A 19,446-nucleotide genomic window follows, 5' to 3' on the forward strand; every position below is an offset into this window, starting at 1 on the left:
CGCCTATGAATTCGTCTTTCAAAAATATTGCCGTAAAAACACTCAAAGTTTTAGGAATAACAATAGCATCTATTTTGCTGTTGTTATTTCTCATTCCGCTACTATTTCCCGGAAAAGTAGCCTCTGAAGTAAAAAAAATAGCAAATGAACGACTGGACACAAAAATGGAATTCTCAAAATCGAGACTTTCATTTTTTACTCATTTTCCGTCACTAACAGTTTCGCTTGACGATTTATCATTGACGGGTTCTGCGCCTTTTAGAAACGATACTTTGCTAAAAGCGGAACAAGTTGCTTTTGGAATCAATTTAAAAAGGTTAATTTTTGACAACGAAGTTAAAATCAATAAATTATACGTTTCAAAAGCGCTAATAAATGTAATGGTAAACCAAAAAGGAGAAGCCAATTACAATATTTATAAAGCTCCTGACGAAAAAGACAAAAACAAAACCGATGACCCCGAAGAAGGAACTGCCATTCGTTTAGAACGAATTGACCTTGAGGATTGTCACGTAAAATACAACGACAGATCTGCTAAAATTCTCGTTGACGCAAAAGGTTTCAATTATGTTGGAAAAGGAAATCTGAGCGAGGATATTTTTGATTTGAATACCGATGCCAAAATTGACAACATCGATTTCTACTACAACAGAACGGCTTATCTTAGAAAGAAAGAATTACGTGCCGATTTAATTACCAGAATCAATACACACGCGCTTTCCTTTATTCTGCAAAAAAACGAATTAAAAATCAACAAATTGCCTTTGACTTTCACAGGTTTATTTACTATTTTAAGAGACGGATATAAAATAAACATCAAAGCTGCATCGCAAAACACAACTGTAAAAGATTTGTTTTCTGTAATGCCGCCGGAATATTTAACCTGGCTTGACGAAACTGAAATTTCCGGTAAAAGTGATTTGCTTTTATCTTTTAGAGGAAATTACAATGTTTCCAAAAATCAAAAACCCGATTTGGCTTTCAATTTGAAAATCAATGAAGGAGCGATAAATTACCAAAATGCTCCTGCCCCACTGACTGATTTTCAGATGGATCTGAATACTGTTTTGCCTTCACTTGATATCGAGAAATTATTGATCAACCTTCGAACTTTAAAATTTAAAGTGGGAGAAAAAGATTATTTCACCGCTTATCTGCACAGTAAAGGTTTTAATGAAATGACAGTCAATGCAAGTGTAAAAGGCGCTCTGGATCTGGCAACTGTTGATGCTGCTTTGGGTTTGAACACGATTGATCTGAAAGGAATTTTAAAAACAAATATTCAGGCGAGAGGAGTTTTCAGTACGTCAAAAAAACTGTTTCCTAAAACAATTGGCGGAATCTCACTTCGAAATGGTTCGCTCAAAACAGACGCATATCCCAACCCGATTACAGATATTACTTTTATCGCCAATGTGCTCAACAAAGCCGGGACTTTTCAGGATTTGATTGTGGCCGTGGCGCCCGCATCTTTTGTTTTTGAAGGAAATCCGATGTATGTAAATGCGACGCTTTCAGATTTTAGTGATTTGGCGTACAATGCAAAAATTAAAGGCGAACTGAATATTGGACGAATCTACAAAGTCTTTTCCCGAAAAGGCGTTGACCTTACCGGCTGGGCAAAAGCGGATCTTTCTTTGAAAGGAAAACAAAGTTACGCCACAAACGGACAATATGACAAACTGGATAACAGAGGAACTATTATCCTGAAAAACATAAAAGCAACTTCTGAACTTTTTCCAAAAGCATTTTACATCAAACAGGGAAATTTCCGTTTCCAGAACGAGAAAATGTGGTTTGAAAAATTTGATGCTTTTTACGGAAAATCTGATTTTGCCATTAATGGATATCTGCTGAACACGATCAATTATTTCCTGGAATCGCACGGAACTTTGAGCGGTAATTTCAACTTAAAATCAAAACTGATTAATGTTGATGAATTCATGGCGCTCAAAAAAGGTGAAAATACAGACCGAAATCTTGAAGTGGAATACGCCAAAGAAGATCATCCAAAAATGAGCGGCGTTGTTATTGTGCCTAAAAACCTGAATGTTGGCTTAACCACAAACGTGGATAAAGTCGAATACAACGGTCTTGTTTTAAACAAACTAACCGGAAAAGTAGGGATTACAAAAGCAGGCTTTTATCTGGAAAATGCCAATTTTAATATCATTGACTGCATTTTAGGAGTTAATGCCACTTACAAAGATGAATCGCCGACATCTGCCCATTTTGATGCCCGTTTTACAGCCAAAGATTTTAGCGTGCAAAGAGCTTACAAAGAAATTCCGATGTTTCATGAAATGGTTTCTGCCGCTGAAAAAGCGCAGGGAATCATTAGTGTCGACTATAATATAAAAGGGGATTTAAACGGAAATATGGGACCAATTTACGAATCTCTTGAAGGCGGCGGAACCATAAACCTTCGTGATGTGAAAGTAAAAGGTTTGAAATTATTTGACGGAATCAGTTCTCAAACCGGACAGGAAGGTCTGAATAATCCGGATATGAAAGGCATTGAGATTAAATCAAACATAGACAATAATTTAATTCATATTGAGCCCTTTACGTTTAGTGTGGCGAGTTTTAAACCTACTATTAAAGGAACAACAAGTTTTGACGGATTGCTGGATTTGAGAATGCGACTGGGACTTCCGCCGTTTGGTATTGTTGGATTTCCAATTGTGATTACCGGAACACATGAAGATCCGAAAATTAAAATTTTCAGTAAAACCGGTCAAAAGATTGATGACGCCGTTTATGACGAGAAAAACAACAAAGTAATCAAGGAAGAAAAAGTCAGCAAAAAAACAAAAAAGCAAAAATAAAATGAAAACTAAAAAAAAGAAAGGCAACAGTGCATTCGAAAAATTTGCTTCGAAAGTTTCTAAAGCTGCAGGAAGCACAACTGCTTTTATAAGCGCTTTTACTATTGTGGTGGTTTGGGCTGTTTGCGGGCCTATTTTCAATTATTCGGAAACCTGGCAATTGGTGATCAATACCGGAACAACGATTATAACCTTTTTGATGGTTTTTTTAATTCAGAAAGCTCAAAATAAAGATTCGCTTGCCATTCAGTTAAAATTAAACGAATTGGTTGCTTCAAATGAATATTCCAGCAATAGTCTTGTCGACATTGAAAGCATGACGGAAGAAGAAATGATGATTGTTCAAAAATATTATCACAGGCTTAGTGAACTTGCCAAAAAGGATGAAAGCATCAGAACCTCGCATTCTATTGGCGAAGCTCACGATCAGCACGAACGCAAGGATAAAAACAGGAACGAAATGCGCACTAAAAACAGTACCAAAAAATGAAGTTACGCTCAACAGAAACTTTCTGGCCACTAAAACATGCAATGGATATTAGTTATCCATCACTTAATTCAGATGTCACAACTGAAATTTTAATTATCGGCGGCGGAATTACCGGAGCACTCATGGCTTACAAACTTATTAACGCAGGAAAAAAAGTAATAATTGTAGACCGTCGTGATATGTGCAACGGAAGTACCGCTGCCAGCACCGCTTTGCTTCAATATGAAATTGATGTATCACTTCACGATTTAATAAAATTAAGAGGCGTTAACTGCGCCGTTGATAGCTACAGAAACGGAAAAAAAGCCATTTTTGATCTGCGTGCTGTAGTAGATGACATAAAAAGCGATTGCGGATTTGAATTCAAAAAAAGTATTTATTTCTGCTCTTTAAAAAGAGATCTTCCTTTTTTGAAAACAGAATTTAAATGCCGAAAAGAGCACGGTTTTGATGTAAGCTGGCTTGAGAAATGGGATTTGGAAAAAATGGGATTAAATGCCGTTGCAGCCATAGAATCTAAAACAGCTGCCGTTATGGATCCTTTTAAACTGGCAAATGATTTATTGATTTATTGCGAGGAAAAAGGAATGCAGATTTTTGACCGCACCAATATTGTTTCAACCCAAAATCAAAAAGGAAAAATTATCGCGCAAACCGATGAAAAATTTACTATCACCGCCGATCATGTTGTAAACTGTACCGGTTATGAAAGCGCTGAAACACTGACAGAAAAAATAGTCGACTTAAAAAGTACGTATGTAATCGCATCAGAAAGTATTCCCGAACTGCCAAAAGCTTTTAAGAATGCTATTTTTTGGGATACCTCAAAACCGTATATTTATTTTAGATCTACTGCTGATAACCGTGTTATTATGGGCGGTGGCGATGAAGAATTTAAAGATGCTAAAAAGAGAGATAAACTATTGTCTAAAAAAGAACAATATCTATTAAAGAAATTCCAACGAAAATTTCCAAAAATAAAATTCAAAATCGATTATTCCTGGGCGGGAACTTTCGGTGAAACAAAAGACGGACTTCCCTATTTAGGAAAACCGGATCCCGAAAAAAATGAACATTATGTTTTAGGCTTCGGAGGAAACGGAATCACCTTTAGCGTTATTGCCATGAATTCAATTCTGGATTCAATCAATAATAAAAAGAATACTGATTTGGAGTATTATAGTTTTAAAAGGTAAGTTTCTAAGATTCTAAGATTTATAAAGACGCACAATAGTGCGTCTTTTTTTTATGAGAAAAACGACAAAGATTGACCGTAGAGACGCATTTCAATGCGTCTAACACAAAGTAAAGACGCAAAAAATGCAACAGATAAAATTGACCGTAGAGACGCATTTCAATGCGTCTTACATTATGTAATAAATATTGTGTGTATAATCTTTGCGAAGACGCGCTAAAGCGCGTCTCTACGTTTCCATTATCAATAAAACCTTTGAACCTTCAGAACCTTTAAGAAATAATCAACTCCATCTGAATATTACAACGTTTGTAAGGCGTTGCCAAACCAGAAACTTTCTCGAAACCCAGTTTGTGATACAAATTAATAGCCGGTTTCAGGATCGTATTGCTTTCGAGATATAATTTTGATGCGCCAAGTTCTTTTGCGCGTTTTACAATAGCTTCGCCAAGCAGCCAGCCAATATTTTTTCCCTGTGCTTTTGGTGACACCGCCATTTTTGCCATTTCAAAATCATATTTTTCATTATTCATTTTGATCATTGCACAAACGCCCACAGGTTCATTTTGATACAAAGCAACAAGAATTTTTCCGCCTTTATCCAAAATATATTCCTGCGGATTGTCGAGCGCTTTATAATCTGCTTCTTCCATTTCAAAATAGGTAGAAATCCATTCTTCATTTAAAGCCTTAAAAGCTTCCTGATATTCGGGTTTATAATCTACAATTTGAACATCCTGGCTTTCGCGTATTTTCTTTTGTTCGTTTACCCTTTTAAAGAGTGATTTTTGCTCCAGCAGAAATTCCCATTCCTCAAGAGCCGCCCATAAATTATGATTTGATTCTGAAATCAGTGATTCAACCGCCGCTTCAACATCAACACATTGTAATTTTATTTTCTGCGAAAGAAGTATTCCTTTTTCGGTCAAAGCCACGCTATTTCTGCGTTTATCGGTTGTTTTTAAATTCTCTTTCACCAATCCCGCAGCAATCATTTCCTGAACAATTTTGCTCACAGAAGGCTGGGAATGCCCAATTTCATTTGCAATTTCGGTAATCGTAATTTCCCTTTCTTCCGAAAGTGTATAAAAAACCGGAAACCATTTTGGCATAAAATCCGCGCCATATAATTCATAGACTTTTGCAGCATCATCTGTTATAATCGCTGTCATCAAACGCAAGCGGCTTCCCAAAGCCACTTTGCCTACTTTATTAAAAAAATCCATTTTATAATTGATTACATAATTAGTTATGCAAATATATGTATTTTTTTTAAAACCACAATGATTGACGGTAGAGACGCATTTTAATGCGTCTAACGTTACAAAGATACTGTGTTTTAATCTTTGCTTAGACGCGTTGAAACACGTCTCTACGATTACATTGCGTATAATACAAAAAAAAAGACGCACTAAAATGTGCGTCCCTTCTGGAAATCTTTGGCCCTTTGTCACTTTGCGACTCTGAACCTTATGTATATATATTATGCTGTAATAGCTAACGGATTCAAATTGAATTTATATTCTTTTGGACTGCAGTTGAATTTTTGTTTGAAGATTTTAGAAAAATAACTTCTGCTTGTAAAACCAATGCAGTACACGATTTCAGAGATATTTAAGTCTGAAGTTCTAATTAGGATTTCGGCTTTTAAAACTCTCATGTGCGTGATATAATCATTTACAGTTCGGTTGTGAATCATTTTGAAACCTTCCTGTAATTTGTTTGGCGACAAACCAGATTTTTTACTCAGCGATTTAATGGTAAAAGGTTCTTCCGGATTGGCTTTAATGGCTTCTGAAAGTTCTTTGATTTCTTCCATTTCTCTTAGAGTCAAACAATTTGTGTCTTTTGAAGCTGCAAGTAAATCATCTGTATGTTGTTGAATTTCCATCGCCAGGATAATTCTCAAAATACCTTCTTTCAATAAATTACGAACAATTCCGTTTTGGGTAACCGCATTTAACTGTTCTATTTTTTCGGCAATTCTTAAATTGTATGAGCCAATATAGAAGAAATCTTCAGGAGTAGTTTTTCCGAAAAAAGTTTCTTTTACTTTCTCGTTTAAAGAATGTACGGCATTGCTGGCAGTTCCAACAATAATAAGCGTGAATTTAGTTTTAGTATCTTTCTCGAAAAACAAAACATGCTCTTGATTTTCTTTAGAAGAGAGAATAGCAGTTTGAAAAGTTTTCAATTTTCTTTCCTCGCCCATAATTCCAAAACTGTGTGATAAATTTCCTTTTGAACAATAAGCAAAATAAACCGGAGACGACTTTAAATTTAAAATATTCATTCGCACATCCGAAGAAAAAGTCATATCAAACTGAACATAAGAGATATCATCATTAAATGAAGCACCAATAATAGATCCTTTTGCAAAACTATTATTAACGTCTAATTTATATTCATCTAAATCAAAAGCTACCTTTCCACCTACGTTTAAAGTTAACTCTTCAAAAATATCCTCAATTTTCTCTGTATTTATAGTAACTATTTTCATCTTGCATGGGATTTTTAAATTCTGTATTCTCTTTTTTATAGACTTTGGCAAACCATAAAATATATGTTGGGAAATTTTGAATAGCCACCAAAAAACTATTTTCCAAAGTTCGTTTAATGATAGTCGGATAATGTTATATAATTTTTGTAAATTGTTTTATAATTATCTCTAAATGATGATTTTAACATTTCGCTTTTTAACCCTCTTTTAATGAAAAGTTTTTCCTTTGCCCCAATCACTCCTGACAATGCTAACATTTTGATTTTAGGCACAATGCCCGGAATAAAGTCGCTGGAATTAAACCAATATTACGGTCATAAACAAAATAATTTCTGGAAATTTATGTTCGAAATTTTGCAGGAACCCTTCTCCACCGACTATGAAACAAGGACAGCATTACTGAAAAAAAATAAAATTGCTTTGTGGGATGTTTTGCAATTTTGCGATCGCGAAGGAAGTCTGGACAGCGCGATAAAGAACGAAATTGCAAATGACTTTGAAACTTTTTTAGAAACACATTCCAATATCAATACCATACTTTTTAACGGACAAAAAGCCGCAGCATTCTTTAAAAAATATGTGCATTTAAAAAAAGAATATCATCTTATAACCTTGCCATCTTCAAGTCCGGCAAATGCGAGTAAATCATTTCAGTCAAAACTGCAAGAATGGAAAATTATCGAAAATTTGAAGTAAATAATTTTAACATTTGAATTCTATAATATTATCGTTTTTAAATGTAACAAAACACAAAAGCTTTTAGAATAATTTTACCAAAGGTTTTAAGATATTTTAAAATAATTAAACTCTTGTAATTTATTTGGACTCACTACTCATGAATTACTTTATAAAGATTAGATTATAAAAATATTGGTTGTTAGTTTATTTTAAATAAAAGCTATTCATTATTGAGTAGCTTTTATTAATTTAACACTATTATTTAATGCAAAAAAAATCATGAAAATTCAAACATATTCAAACCATATTAGGTTTTATGCGTGGCACCATTTTGTTTATTACCCTATACTGATAGCATTTTTAGCAACAAGCATTTATTTTGCCTGTACTACTGAAGACACATTAATTTGGGGTTTTATTAGTGTCTGTTTTGTGTTTTTATTTTGCGTTGCCTTTATGCTTCGCCAGCATTATTCCCTTATTTTGCAAAACAGAATTGTCAGGCTTGAACTTCGCTATCGCTATTTTACACTTACCGGAAAAAGACTTGAAGAATTTGAATACAAACTAACCGATGATCAGATATTTGCGCTTCGATTTGCTCCTGACGACGAACTTTTAGATTTAATTGACGACGCCATTAAAAATAACTTAGCGGGAGACGCCATCAAAAAAGCCATCGTGCACTGGAAAGGCGATTACCATCGCGTTTAACCAATTACAATAAAAATCTCAGCAACTTCGCCACTTATAAATCTTAAACTTTAAAAAAGATTTGGGCGTGCCACCATTAAAAAAAGGCCCAATGCACCTTGCGTACATTGGGCCTTTTTTTAATGCTGTCGGGCTATCCGCGCTACTTCGGTAGCTGGCTCCTATCCCTCACGCAATCCAGTATTCATTAAAAGCATTCGTATGTTACTGACAATCAAAATAATATATTTCAAATAAATTATTTTGTACGTTATTTTTTACTAACTTTAATTGTTAAAATTCATTAATAAACCTAAACCTCAGCTTTATGAAAAAACTAGTTTATTTTTTGATAATTCCCCTTTCTTTTTTTTCGGCCCATGCACAGACAACTGCTGAAATAACCACAGAAAACACTTTGATTACGACAAACAATTCAGATGATCTTCAGGATTTTAACGCCGAAGATCTGCCATGGCACGGGAGACGATTCAAATTCACCGCCGGCGTTTTCTTTCCCACCAATAATACTGAGGTAGAAGTGAACGGAACCAATGGAAACATCGGAACCGATATTGATTTTGAGCGTGATTTAGGATTTCAAAATAATACTACTTCATTTGCTTTAGCCTTTGAGTGGCGCGCATCGAGACGCTCGAGATTCAATCTTGAATATTTTTATCTAAAAAGAGATTCAGAAAAAACACTCCAAAAAGACATTGAATTCCAGGATCACACTTATCCAATAAACGCGCGAGTTTCTGCCTTTATGGACAACGAAATGATTCGCTTTGCTTATGGATATGCTCTGGTTTCAAAACCTAAATATGAACTTGGTTTATTAATTGGCGCCCACGTACTTCTTGCCGATGTCGGTATCAGACTCGAAGGAAACACAGCACAGGCAGAATATCATGACACCGTAGATTTTACAGCGCCTCTTCCTGACGTTGGAATCTGGGGCGAATTTGTTCTCGGCAAAAAAGTAGGATTGTATGCCAACGTGAATTATTTCGCCCTTAAAATAGACGACATCGATGGCCGAATCATAAGCTACAATTTATCTGTTTTATACAATGTCTATAAAAACTTCAGCCTAACCGCCGGTTACACCGGATTAAACTTCAGACTTGATGTTACAAGACCAAGACTGGATGGTTTCTTCAAATGGGGTTACAACGGTCCAACTTTAACCGCAACCTATGCTTTTGGAAACCATGTTAAGTTTTATAAACATTAGGATTTTAAGAGGCTAAGCTTCTGAGATACTAAGGTTCTAATTTTTTTATTACTCTTAAAACCAGACATAATAAACCCGACAGGTTTTAAAAACCTGTCGGGTTTATTATTTATGAAAATTAATGTCATCCTGAGCGGAGTCGAAGGCTCGGTTTGTACAAAAGGACTTTGACTCCGCTCAAGCCTAACAAAGGATCAAAAAAAATCGGCGCCAATCCGTGTTTTCGCTTGCGAATCCGCGTCATCCGTGTTCATATCGCTCCTATAAACTTTTGTCGATGCAGCACGTGAGATTGCTTCGTTCCTCGCAAAGACTTTACTTTGCGGAGTTTCTCTGCGGCTAAGCAAAAAAACAAACCCGATATCTTCTTAAAAGATATCGGGTTCATCAACTCAAACTTAACTCAAAATAAATTAGATAATAATATACACAGGTTACCAACTAGGAATATCTTAAAAATATAAGGTTGATTGGTTTTTAGTATATATTCAAACTCAAAAATACTCAAAAATACTCAAAATATCATTTAACTCGCATTTAAAAGCCAGCTCGTAATGAGATGGCTTTTTCGTTTGTACTCAATTTCAAAACCCCATTTTTAACAAAAAGTCAGCTCATTACGAACTGACTTTTTCAAACTTTTCAAAACTGAATTGATTTCATTTTTACAAGTTGTTTAATTGTCCTTAATCTTAAAACATTTAAACATGCTTAATCTAATCTCTGCTGTTCGACAGCAAATCAAAAATCATCTGAAAAACTCAGTCAATTTCATCAAGTCCAATTGGCAAGTTATTCTTTGGGATCTAATTTCTCAAGCACTATTTTCAATAGTATTTGAACATTTCACAAAGGGTATATTCTTCTAATTGTTATTTAAAAACCACCTGCTTCCAACGGGTGGTTTTTATTTTATAAATTAAACAATATCATTGATTTACTTCGACGGCTTTCGAAAGTTTTCAAATCAAATTCATTTCATTTTTAAACATTGTTGCATTTGCCATAATTCAAACTCAAAATTATGGAACTTGTCAAATACGATTTCAATTCTTGCTACAATAGTGAGCAGTTTTCACAATATGATTACGAAGAAGTAATTGCTGATTACGAGCCAAATTCTTTACAACTAAGAATAGAAGATATCTTAAATGCTATATTAATCAAATGTGAGTTAGAACATCCTCAACAAGTGTTTGTTAGATTACCAGACCCCATTAAATTGTTAATAACTCGTTCTAAAAAAATACGAAAAACCTTACCAGTTACTCCAAAAAGTATTATTTTTAATAAAACAAATATGAGCAAACATATTGATATTGAAACTGATACTGCACAGATTTTTAAATCTGTCTACGACATGGGGAAAATTTTAAATTCCGAAAAAGCGTGTCGAGAACATCTTGAACTATTACGTTGGAACGGAGAACCAATATGCCCGCATTGTGGAAGTCAACGTGAAAATCACTATCGAATTAAAAAAAGAGGAGAAGATAAAGGTTACTATAAATGTAAAGATTGTAGATCACCTTTTAGTGTGACAATAGGAACAATCTTTGAAAAATCAACTATTCCTTTAGAAAAATGGTTCAGAGCTGTTTTTTTATTTACTTCAAATAAAAAAGGTTTAAGTAGTTATCAATTAATGAGAGAAATTGGAGTTACTCAGAAAAGTGCTTGGTTTATGCTATGTAGGCTTCGAAATTCAGTTCGTTGCAGAGAAGATTTTGAATTTGATGGTATTACTCAAGTTGATGAGACTTTTGTTGGAGGAAAAAATAAAAACCGTAGTAAAGGGAAAAAGATTCCCAATACGCAAGGTAGAAGCACCAAAGCAAAAACACCCGTATTTGGAATGCTAAACAATGGAATTGTTTATACTCAGGTAGTCGAGAACACAGAAGGCTATACTCTCAAAAGTATAATTAATGCGAAAGTTAGAAATGGTTCTACTATTGTAAGTGATGGATGGAAGGGATATATCGGATTAAATAAACACTATAGTCATAAAGTTATCCAACATAATTTAGGCTATTTCAAGAAAGGATCGTACCATACTAACGGTATCGAAGGATTCTGGGGACTTTTGAAAAGAGGTATTATTGGAATATATCACTTTACAAGTGATAAACATCTGCATCGATACTGTGATGAGTTTGCGTATCGATATAACATTCGTACATTGAGTCAAGGAGAGCAATTTAACCTCACATTGATTAATTCGGATGAGAGGTTAAGTTATAAGGAGTTGATAGCAAAAATTAATTAACCGTTTAATGGTATTTCAGTAGTATCAATATTAAATGAGCCTTTTTGTAATTTTCTATTGTTTGTAACAATTTTATAATTCTCATTTCCTTCTTCTTGAACTATTAATTGCTCTACTATAATAAAATCATCATGGACTTCTCTTAAAGTACCGTAAAATCTATCAAGATAATTTCCATTGTCTTTTATTTTATATGTAGCTTCAAATTTAAGCTGTTTACCAACTGACTTTTTTAAAATATTAAAATCTATATTCATAATGTTATAAATTATCAATTCGATTCATTTCGAAACTCAAATAACGTTAAAGATTATGAATAAATAACAAGTATAAATACTTGATTTTATTATCATTATATATATTTAAAAATAGATATCATGAAACCATTATCACAACACATTCAAGAAAAACTTAGTAATGAACCTTTAAAAGAGGCCTTTAGAGAAAAATTTATTGAAGAAGAATTAGATGCTTTGACACGTACAGCTCCTGCAGAGAAAGTTCCTAAAGCAGATACTAGTTCATTAGTTGATAGAACTATTAGTGGCACATAGATAATTATCCTTACTCGGCATGACAATTCGTCCAGTTTTGATAAATTTAAATCAAATTAATTTATTGGCATGATTTTCAATGGTTTACATTATAACTTTAAAACTAAAAAATGGAAAATCAGTATTTATCGCATTGGACGCTCCCAAACATTTCAGAATTAACCCAGAAAAAATTATCATCGATTAATTCTTTAGTAAACAATCTAAAATTTCAGGATGTTGAACTAGATGAAAATTTCGATTCAACTAAAGAAAGAATTAAGAAAGCTATTTTATTTGAACCTATAATTTTTGAAGAACCAAAATTCATTGATTACAATTATCAAGAAAAATATTCATCGTACTTACATGAGGTAAAATTTCCATTTAAAGGAAATAAAGAACTTTTTCTTCATTCTTATAGTGGGATGTCTTTTTCATCTTCTGATCATGGAGTTATACAACCCTACGCTAACGAATTCAAAGTTTACGTCAATTTGAACGAAATTAATCCTGATAATGCAATTATCGAGGCTGAGACATTACTAAGATTAACGAAAAATATTGGTAAAGGTAATAGTGAATCGATTATAAACTGGAATACGGCAGTTGCAAAAAGAATAGATATTGATTTAGAAGAAAAGAGAGCCGAGCTATTTAGAATATTTGGTAAATAATTTTCATTTACATAGATAAAAAGGTCTAATCCGTTGTTCTGCTAAATCCTTTTTAATTACTTTTGTAATGTAAAAATATTCGTGCTTAATTACGTTATTGCTAAATCCGAATTACCACCCTGAGGCTCAACAGCTTCTCGATTTAACAAGCAAATAATGTATGTAGAGTGCGCCGTCATGGCGTGGCTTTGCATCATTGCTTGTTTAAGGGTGTGGTAATCCTGGATTTAGCTTGGTGTATTGTCCACGCTTATTTTTTGCAATAACATTTATAAATCCTAATTACCACACCAATGAAAAAGCACTACCAAAAGTACTGCATGCATTTTGCGTACGCCATTATTTCAATTTCAACATTCTTATTTTCTACACAGACATTTAGTCAAGAAAAACTCAGTATCACTCCAGAATTTTCTAAACAGATTATCGAAAAGTATCAAGTCGAGCCTTTCAAAATTTATCCTGTTACGATTGAAGAAGTTGAAAATAAATCAATCAGATATACGATGACAGATAACCCTGTTGATTTAAATGTTTTATCAGGAGATTACATCAAATTGCCTGATTATTATATACTAATTAATAATGAAGTTGAAAATAAATTTGTTAAAAATGAGCTCATTACGGAAAATCATGAAAATTTTACTGATCTAAAAGGTGATTTCGAGCGATTTTCAATTATTAAAAACACAGACACAAATCAATTATTTTATGTTACGTCTAATCGATTTATTGGTCAATTAGAAGTTGAGATTGATCATTCTAATTTTAAAAATCTTGGAAATACTGTTGAATATAAAACATGGAAAAATCAGTATTTAGCATTGCTACAATCTGCACAAGGTAATGTAAATGCCTGTAATATTATAATTAAGAAACATACTTATTTGAATCGTTTAGGGCAGAAAAGATATGATTCTGACAAATTCACTGCACAAGAAAAATTAACCTTTAATAAAAATCTCGATTCTCTAAGTGAGAAATTGAAAACGATTGGAGATTTGGAAGACAAAAGTGATTTCTTAGCTTATTATAATGAAAAAATATCAACTGTTGAAGCGACCAAGTCTTATGCTTTATCGAGTTTCTATAATAGTATGAGCAAAAGTTATTAAAAAAAATCCCGCTCAATGAGCGGGATTTTTTTTGTTGTGTAATAATGCAAATATGTAGAAATGTCACTTTTTAAGAAAAACTGAACTATAAATACTGTTTTATCAATCATTTACTTTACTACGACATTTTAAGGTCTTTGGATTTAAATTGAGAAGAATTTAATGATTATAAACATAGTTCTGCAGTGAAAATATTGTCAAAATATTGGGAATCATTTTGATAAATCACGAATATTGTTTAATTTAATCATTAATTATGCTGTACATCACTACGTAAAAACACCTGATTTACGGTAAACTGTAAAATATTTCACAACGCGTGCACATTTAATTAAATTAATATATATATTTATCCTATAATTACAACGGTAAAAAAATGCAGTTCATCGATTTCATTTAAAGTTTTAATTTCATTTTTAATGTGTACTTTTGCACCCTTTAAAATATAATGTATCCAACAAAAATCACACCTAGCCCTTTGGTTAGTTCAACAATTGAAATAAGATTCAAAACTGAAATAGAACATGGTTCTATTTTTAAATTGTTTTACGGTAAATTTTCAGACGTTCTGCCAAAATTTGAAAGTTCGTCATTGCCACGAGATGTAAGAATTAAAAATGCTGAGCTAAAATTTTACCCTGACTATCTTTTTTCAAACGACGATTATTCAGTTTCATTTAATGAAAATTTTATAAGTTTTGAAAATATCACTGAGTATAAATTATGGAAAAATTATAGTAGAAGCTTTAATGAAATTTTATCACTTATTTTAGATTCTAAAGTGATCGAGTCGATTGATCGAATAGGAATTAGGTATCAATCTAAATTTAGTGTAGAGAATTTTATTACTATATTAAAGGAAATCCCATCAATGAAAATTGACGGAGTAGAAGAGAATTTTGTATCGTATACAACAAAAAGTTTAGCTGATAAATTTGATTTGTTAGTGCGATTAAAAAAAGATATTACAGAAATTACAATAGATAGTGAAGAAACTAAAGGGCATTTGATAGATATAGATGTATCAATATCTAATAATGTTGAGCAAAAAGAAATATGTAATTACATTGAATCTGCTCATAGTTTATTAAAAAAGACTTTTTTTGAATTGCTAAAAGATGATTTCATTAAAACGTTAAATCCAGAATATTAAAAATATGCCATATATATCACAAGATATCCCTGCTGAATATAGAACTCTTTCTAGACGTGATCATTTGAAAAAATTTGATCATCTAAAGTCCACAGAAGGAATAACTAAGATTCTTAATTATTCAAATTTTAGTGGAGAAAATGAATCTATTGAGCATACAAATTCATTTAAACAAGACAATCATTTTAGCTTCCTACATGAAGGAAACGTTCTTGTAATCTTTGGAGATAATTCTGAGAAAAGATTCTATATTGAAAACATTAAAAAAATTGATATAAAAATCGAAGAAGAGGTTCAATTATCAAATATTAAAAAGGAAATTTTTGCGGACTCATTGAATAAATTAAAAAATGACATTGCACATCTAAGCTTTGATGATATTGGTGTCGAATTTTTAGGTAGCGAATCTATACATTTCACATTGAGTTTTAATGATGATAAATTGTTGATGATAGATAAATTTTTGAATCCAGCAGCACACGACTTAGGTGAAAACCAAGTATTCTATTCTTTTTTTATTAACAGAAATCTTATATCTAGTAATGTTGTGGAAATTTCCGAGTTTGTTAAAAAATTTCAATCTTACATTACACTGTAAAATTTTGAAAATTATTGGGAAAGTTGATTATCCAGAATCAATACTTCCAAAAGATTTTTTTTGTAATAAAATTGATTTTGATCTATTATTAGCATCTAACAAAAATATATATTTGTTAAGAAGATCTGAAAAATCTCTTGAACACACTTTTAAAAAAGTTGGTAAAAACTATCTCTTAAGAATTGATGCTATTCCTGGTGAAAGGTTGCCAAGATTGTCAATTAACTTACTTGGAGCATTTTTTAAAAAAGAATACTTAAAATACAGTGTAGTCCATAATAAACCTGGTGGTCAAAAGTGGCTGGGCAAAAAGGTTTTATTTAAAAATTTTTACAAAGATTACAAAATTGTTGAAGTTGGATGTGAAATATATTTGCATGCTAATAATATTGATGGAAAAACTTTTCCTTATGCACATCCATTTAGCAGAGATATCAAGAAAATTGTACGTGAATTTGAAACAAGGGTTGGATGCGGTGCAATAGTACCAATTCAAGATCCTAATTTTCCAGATGACCCAACGAAGCTTGTTTATCCAGTGTCCGGAGTAGTAAAGATTATCCACGATCCCTTAGTTTTGAATTATTGGCATGTAGAAATGATTACAAAAAATTTTAATGATAACGAAGTTAAAAATGATAAGCCAAAATGGACACCACAATACTTTGAAAGTATTATGACACATGTTATAAAAGCTAATGCATTTCATAATGAAGACAATATTGGAACAATAAATCAAAATGTCTTTGTACATTAATACTAAACAACCGTCCCTACTCGGACGGTTTTTCTTTTTCTACAGATTCATCTTCGTTAACAACTTCTTCCTGATTGTCGATTTGATTCTCTATAACTATTTGTTGATCTTCCTTAACAGGTGCAAAACTTTCTTGAATGTGATCTGAAAGTGTTTTCATGATATGTTTGTTTTAATATTATAGTTTATATATAATTAAACAATATTTGGCATCTTGGGTCTTACATGATCATTGTATGATATCGTATATTTTATTTACTAAGTAAAAACTACCTACAAAGATTTTAAATCCACTTCGCTGGTTTTTTAAAGGTGCTAAATTTAAATTACATTATTAATCTTATCAAATTCTTCGATTGTTTTATAGCCTAAATATGAATGCCTCCTCTTTTTATTATACCAATTTTCGATGTATTCGTATACTTGCTCTCTCAACTGTTTTCTTGACGGTAACTTATTTCCAGTAAGCAATTCAGCTTTGAAATAACTAAAAAAGCTTTCGCAAACGGCATTGTCATTATGATCTTCTCTTCGACTCATGCTTCTTCTAACAAATTTATAAGAGTCTATTGTATTTGTAAAAAGTTTATTAGCATATTGAACACCTCTATCGGAATGAAATATTAAGTCTTTAGTAATTTCTCTATTATTAACAGCCATTTTCAAAGCGGGCAAAGTCGTTTCTTTTGTGCTCATTTTTGTACTTAAATTCCATCCTATGATTTTCCTATCAAATAAATCCATTACAATTGTAAGATACAAAAAGCCTTTAGTAGTTTGTATATAGGTTATATCTGAAACCCAAGCTTTAGCAGGTTCCGTGATTGTAAATTGTCTATTTAAAACATTTGGAACTACATAGTGATTATGAAATGAATCAGTTGTGACCTTATATTTTCTTTTAATTTTTCGACGTAGCCCCAACATTCTCATGTACTTTTTTACTGAAGAGTTTTTTATTTTAAATCCTCTGCTTTGAAGTTCTCTTGTAATTTTGAAGCATCCGTATCTTCGCTTAAATTCATAATATATAGATGCAATTTCTTTTTTTAGTAAGATTACTCTAGATTCTGTATCTGTAAGTTCCTGCTTTTTTGTTCTATAATATGTGGTTTCTGATACTTCTAATGCAGTTAACATTTTTGCAATTGAAAATTCAGATTTATTATTTTCAATGAAATTTTTAGTCATTATTTTTCCTTGTGAAATATATCTAGTTCCTCTTTTTAATATCTCGAACGTAATATTAGAATTTTTAACTTTTCTTTCAAGATCTTTAATGACAGCTTGTTCCGTAGTTAAATTAGGGTTACCAGGACCTGGGAAACTTCTTATTCCAAACTTTTCACAGTCTTTTCGCCATTTGTACAAATTATCTGGACTTATTCCCAACTCTCTTGCAAGAGACGCTAGTTGTCCTTTACCACACTCATAACTTAATTTAACTGCATTCACTTTGAAAGCACGTTCGTATGTTTTCATAGGCTGAAGTTTAATGATGAATGTTCTGCTACTTTAGATTTTCGAAATATTCAAATATTTTTTCTTGCATTTGCTTTTTGGTAACAAGCATTTTTAGATCTATCAGTTCAGATTTAATCGAATTAAAGATGCTTTCAGATATAACATTGTCGGCACGATTTCTTTTTCTACTCATACTTCGTCTGATAAATTTATAAGAGTCTAATTTATTACTAAACATTTTACTAGCGTATTGACTGCCTGAATGGGAATGAAATATTAACCCTTTCACTACTTTTCTATTTTTAATAGCCATTTCCCAAACAGGTATCGTAGTCTCTTTGACAGATAATCCATTACTTAAGGCCCATCCTATAATTTTTCTGTCAAATAAATCCATAATAATTGTTAAGAATAAAAGTCCATTGGATGTTTGTATTCGAGTTATACCCGAAACCCATACTTTAGAAGGTCCTTCAACTGTAAATTGTTGATTTAAGAGGTTAGGAAACTTATAAGGATTATAAATTGAAGTACTTTTGAGTTTTAGGTTTCTCCTAATCTTACTAACTAGTCCTAGACTTTTCATATGAATCATAACTTGGCCTTGTTTTATGTTAAAGCCACGACTTTGTAACTCGGCTGCAATTTTCGGACCACCATACAGCTCTTTATATTCATAAAATATAGAAATTATTTCTTCTTTTAATATTTGAGTTTGACGTTTTGCTGGAGTAAGCAACTGATTGTTCCATTTCTTATATGCTAGAAGAGATGTCCCTAGAATATTACACATTTTTGAAATTGCGTACTTGTCGGAATGGTCTTTAATAAATTGAAAAATGGCAAGTTTTCCTCCAGAAGTATATTTGCTCGCATTTTTGAAGATTTCAATTTTAAGTTCTGTGTTTTTAAGCTCCTTTTTAAGCTTTCTTTTTTGTTCGCAAAATCTTTTTTGTTCATCGTTTAATCTCGTGAAGCCATGTCCGCAAAAACTTGCTTCTCCATATTCACGAAGTTCTTGTCTCCATCGAATTATAAGTGACGGTGAAATTCCAAGTTCTCTTGCGCCTATGTAGCAACCTATTTGATATCCTAATTGAACTGCCTTTACTTTAAATTTACGATCGTAAACTCTGCTACCTTTTTTCATTTTCCTAAAGTTCAGATTCTAATATGTGAATTTAAGAAAGATAAGTGACAGATATACAATGATTTGTCTTTTATTTGCTGTAAAAAAAAGGTAATAATATACAATG

The 19,446-nt window shown here is 32.2% G+C and carries 19 protein-coding genes; 13 read left to right on the forward strand and 6 right to left on the reverse strand.

Annotated elements, in window-relative coordinates; translation table 11 throughout:
• Positions 1–5 precede the first annotated feature (5 nt).
• From AC3QL1_RS18200 to AC3QL1_RS18210, 3 genes are read left to right on the forward strand one after another with little or no spacing between them, the layout of a single operon-like run.
• Positions 6–2,828, forward strand: a complete 2,823-nt coding sequence (locus AC3QL1_RS18200) for an AsmA family protein (protein WP_492493557.1) — start codon at positions 6–8, stop codon at positions 2,826–2,828.
• A 1-nt stretch (position 2,829) separates the two neighbouring features.
• A complete protein-coding gene (locus tag AC3QL1_RS18205; RefSeq protein ID WP_492493558.1) occupies positions 2,830–3,318 on the forward strand; it encodes a low affinity iron permease family protein in 489 nt (162 codons plus the stop codon).
• Positions 3,315–4,514, forward strand: a complete 1,200-nt coding sequence (locus tag AC3QL1_RS18210; RefSeq protein ID WP_492493559.1) for an NAD(P)/FAD-dependent oxidoreductase — start codon at positions 3,315–3,317, stop codon at positions 4,512–4,514. The genes AC3QL1_RS18205 and AC3QL1_RS18210 overlap by 4 nt, the downstream gene beginning before the upstream one ends.
• A gap of 271 nt (positions 4,515–4,785) precedes the next feature.
• Here AC3QL1_RS18210 and AC3QL1_RS18215 read toward each other — a convergent pair whose 3' ends face one another.
• Positions 4,786–5,739, reverse strand: a complete 954-nt coding sequence (locus AC3QL1_RS18215) for a bifunctional helix-turn-helix transcriptional regulator/GNAT family N-acetyltransferase (RefSeq protein WP_492493560.1) — start codon at positions 5,737–5,739, stop codon at positions 4,786–4,788.
• Between the two features lie 257 nt (positions 5,740–5,996).
• Positions 5,997–7,013 (reverse strand): helix-turn-helix domain-containing protein, encoded by a 1,017-nt coding sequence (locus tag AC3QL1_RS18220; protein ID WP_492493561.1) that lies wholly within the window; start codon positions 7,011–7,013, stop codon positions 5,997–5,999.
• A 210-nt stretch (positions 7,014–7,223) separates the two neighbouring features.
• Here AC3QL1_RS18220 and AC3QL1_RS18225 point away from each other — a divergent pair, with 210 nt between their 5' ends.
• The 4 genes from AC3QL1_RS18225 to AC3QL1_RS18240 all read left to right on the forward strand — a co-directional run bounded on the left by AC3QL1_RS18225 (position 7,224) and on the right by AC3QL1_RS18240 (position 11,893).
• Positions 7,224–7,709: a DNA-deoxyinosine glycosylase gene (locus AC3QL1_RS18225; protein WP_492493562.1), complete on the forward strand. Its 486-nt coding sequence runs from the start codon at positions 7,224–7,226 to the stop codon at positions 7,707–7,709.
• A 261-nt stretch (positions 7,710–7,970) separates the two neighbouring features.
• Entirely contained in the window at positions 7,971–8,405 is a 435-nt protein-coding gene (locus AC3QL1_RS18230) for a DUF6526 family protein (RefSeq protein WP_492493563.1), read from the forward strand.
• 307 nt (positions 8,406–8,712) lie between these two features.
• A complete protein-coding gene (locus AC3QL1_RS18235) occupies positions 8,713–9,624 on the forward strand; it encodes a hypothetical protein (protein ID WP_492493564.1) in 912 nt (303 codons plus the stop codon).
• 1,024 nt (positions 9,625–10,648) lie between these two features.
• The gene (locus tag AC3QL1_RS18240; RefSeq protein WP_492493565.1) at positions 10,649–11,893 is read left to right on the forward strand and encodes an IS1595 family transposase; all 1,245 of its coding nucleotides are present in this window, start codon (positions 10,649–10,651) and stop codon (positions 11,891–11,893) included.
• Here AC3QL1_RS18240 and AC3QL1_RS18245 read toward each other — a convergent pair.
• On the reverse strand, positions 11,890–12,150 hold the full coding sequence (locus AC3QL1_RS18245; protein WP_492493566.1) for a hypothetical protein: 261 nt from the start codon (positions 12,148–12,150) through the stop codon (positions 11,890–11,892). The genes AC3QL1_RS18240 and AC3QL1_RS18245 overlap by 4 nt on opposite strands.
• 120 nt (positions 12,151–12,270) lie before the next feature.
• Between AC3QL1_RS18245 and AC3QL1_RS18250 the strand changes: the two genes are divergently transcribed.
• From AC3QL1_RS18250 to AC3QL1_RS18275, 6 genes are all read left to right on the forward strand, one after another.
• The gene (locus AC3QL1_RS18250) at positions 12,271–12,447 is read left to right on the forward strand and encodes a hypothetical protein (RefSeq protein WP_492493567.1); all 177 of its coding nucleotides are present in this window, start codon (positions 12,271–12,273) and stop codon (positions 12,445–12,447) included.
• A 110-nt stretch (positions 12,448–12,557) separates the two neighbouring features.
• Positions 12,558–13,103, forward strand: coding sequence for a hypothetical protein (locus AC3QL1_RS18255; RefSeq protein WP_492493568.1), 546 nt, complete (start codon positions 12,558–12,560; stop codon positions 13,101–13,103).
• A gap of 293 nt (positions 13,104–13,396) precedes the next feature.
• Positions 13,397–14,218 carry a hypothetical protein gene (locus AC3QL1_RS18260; RefSeq protein ID WP_492493569.1) on the forward strand — a complete coding sequence of 274 codons (822 nt, stop codon included), beginning with the start codon at positions 13,397–13,399 and terminating at the stop codon, positions 14,216–14,218.
• A gap of 448 nt (positions 14,219–14,666) precedes the next feature.
• On the forward strand, positions 14,667–15,371 hold the full coding sequence (locus AC3QL1_RS18265; protein ID WP_492493570.1) for a TIGR04255 family protein: 705 nt from the start codon (positions 14,667–14,669) through the stop codon (positions 15,369–15,371).
• Between the two features lie 4 nt (positions 15,372–15,375).
• Entirely contained in the window at positions 15,376–15,969 is a 594-nt protein-coding gene (locus AC3QL1_RS18270) for a hypothetical protein (protein WP_492493571.1), read from the forward strand.
• A gap of 4 nt (positions 15,970–15,973) precedes the next feature.
• On the forward strand, positions 15,974–16,726 hold the full coding sequence (locus AC3QL1_RS18275) for a hypothetical protein (RefSeq protein ID WP_492493572.1): 753 nt from the start codon (positions 15,974–15,976) through the stop codon (positions 16,724–16,726).
• Between the two features lie 16 nt (positions 16,727–16,742).
• Here the strand turns inward: AC3QL1_RS18275 and AC3QL1_RS18280 are convergent, their stop codons facing one another.
• The 3 genes from AC3QL1_RS18280 to AC3QL1_RS18290 all read right to left on the reverse strand — a co-directional run bounded on the left by AC3QL1_RS18280 (position 16,743) and on the right by AC3QL1_RS18290 (position 19,340).
• A complete protein-coding gene (locus AC3QL1_RS18280) occupies positions 16,743–16,886 on the reverse strand; it encodes a hypothetical protein (protein ID WP_492493573.1) in 144 nt (47 codons plus the stop codon).
• Between the two features lie 161 nt (positions 16,887–17,047).
• On the reverse strand, positions 17,048–18,208 hold the full coding sequence (locus tag AC3QL1_RS18285; RefSeq protein WP_492493574.1) for an IS3 family transposase: 1,161 nt from the start codon (positions 18,206–18,208) through the stop codon (positions 17,048–17,050).
• 28 nt (positions 18,209–18,236) lie between these two features.
• Entirely contained in the window at positions 18,237–19,340 is a 1,104-nt protein-coding gene (locus tag AC3QL1_RS18290) for an IS3 family transposase (RefSeq protein WP_492493575.1), read from the reverse strand.
• Between the last annotated feature and the right edge of the window lie 106 nt (positions 19,341–19,446).

This window comes from Flavobacterium sp. GW823-FHT04A11 (assembly GCF_058796535.1).

Bases quoted from the DNA above. Each gene is read 5' to 3' on its own strand.
- AC3QL1_RS18215 (WP_492493560.1), bottom strand. From the start codon at position 5,739: ATGGATTTTTTTAATAAAGTAGGCAAAGTGGCTTTGGGAAGCCGCTTG.
- AC3QL1_RS18235 (WP_492493564.1), top strand. From the start codon at position 8,713: ATGAAAAAACTAGTTTATTTTTTGATAATTCCCCTTTCTTTTTTTTCG.
- AC3QL1_RS18260 (WP_492493569.1), top strand. From the start codon at position 13,397: ATGAAAAAGCACTACCAAAAGTACTGCATGCATTTTGCGTACGCCATT.
- AC3QL1_RS18270 (WP_492493571.1), top strand. From the start codon at position 15,376: ATGCCATATATATCACAAGATATCCCTGCTGAATATAGAACTCTTTCT.
- AC3QL1_RS18265 (WP_492493570.1), top strand. From the start codon at position 14,667: ATGTATCCAACAAAAATCACACCTAGCCCTTTGGTTAGTTCAACAATT.
- AC3QL1_RS18240 (WP_492493565.1), top strand. From the start codon at position 10,649: ATGGAACTTGTCAAATACGATTTCAATTCTTGCTACAATAGTGAGCAG.
- AC3QL1_RS18210 (WP_492493559.1), top strand. From the start codon at position 3,315: ATGAAGTTACGCTCAACAGAAACTTTCTGGCCACTAAAACATGCAATG.
- AC3QL1_RS18225 (WP_492493562.1), top strand. From the start codon at position 7,224: ATGAAAAGTTTTTCCTTTGCCCCAATCACTCCTGACAATGCTAACATT.
- AC3QL1_RS18205 (WP_492493558.1), top strand. From the start codon at position 2,830: ATGAAAACTAAAAAAAAGAAAGGCAACAGTGCATTCGAAAAATTTGCT.
- AC3QL1_RS18255 (WP_492493568.1), top strand. From the start codon at position 12,558: ATGGAAAATCAGTATTTATCGCATTGGACGCTCCCAAACATTTCAGAA.
- AC3QL1_RS18250 (WP_492493567.1), top strand. From the start codon at position 12,271: ATGAAACCATTATCACAACACATTCAAGAAAAACTTAGTAATGAACCT.
- AC3QL1_RS18230 (WP_492493563.1), top strand. From the start codon at position 7,971: ATGAAAATTCAAACATATTCAAACCATATTAGGTTTTATGCGTGGCAC.
- AC3QL1_RS18220 (WP_492493561.1), bottom strand. From the start codon at position 7,013: ATGAAAATAGTTACTATAAATACAGAGAAAATTGAGGATATTTTTGAA.
- AC3QL1_RS18200 (WP_492493557.1), top strand. From the start codon at position 6: ATGAATTCGTCTTTCAAAAATATTGCCGTAAAAACACTCAAAGTTTTA.
- AC3QL1_RS18285 (WP_492493574.1), bottom strand. From the start codon at position 18,208: ATGAAAACATACGAACGTGCTTTCAAAGTGAATGCAGTTAAATTAAGT.
- AC3QL1_RS18280 (WP_492493573.1), bottom strand. From the start codon at position 16,886: ATGAAAACACTTTCAGATCACATTCAAGAAAGTTTTGCACCTGTTAAG.
- AC3QL1_RS18245 (WP_492493566.1), bottom strand. From the start codon at position 12,150: ATGAATATAGATTTTAATATTTTAAAAAAGTCAGTTGGTAAACAGCTT.
- AC3QL1_RS18290 (WP_492493575.1), bottom strand. From the start codon at position 19,340: ATGAAAAAAGGTAGCAGAGTTTACGATCGTAAATTTAAAGTAAAGGCA.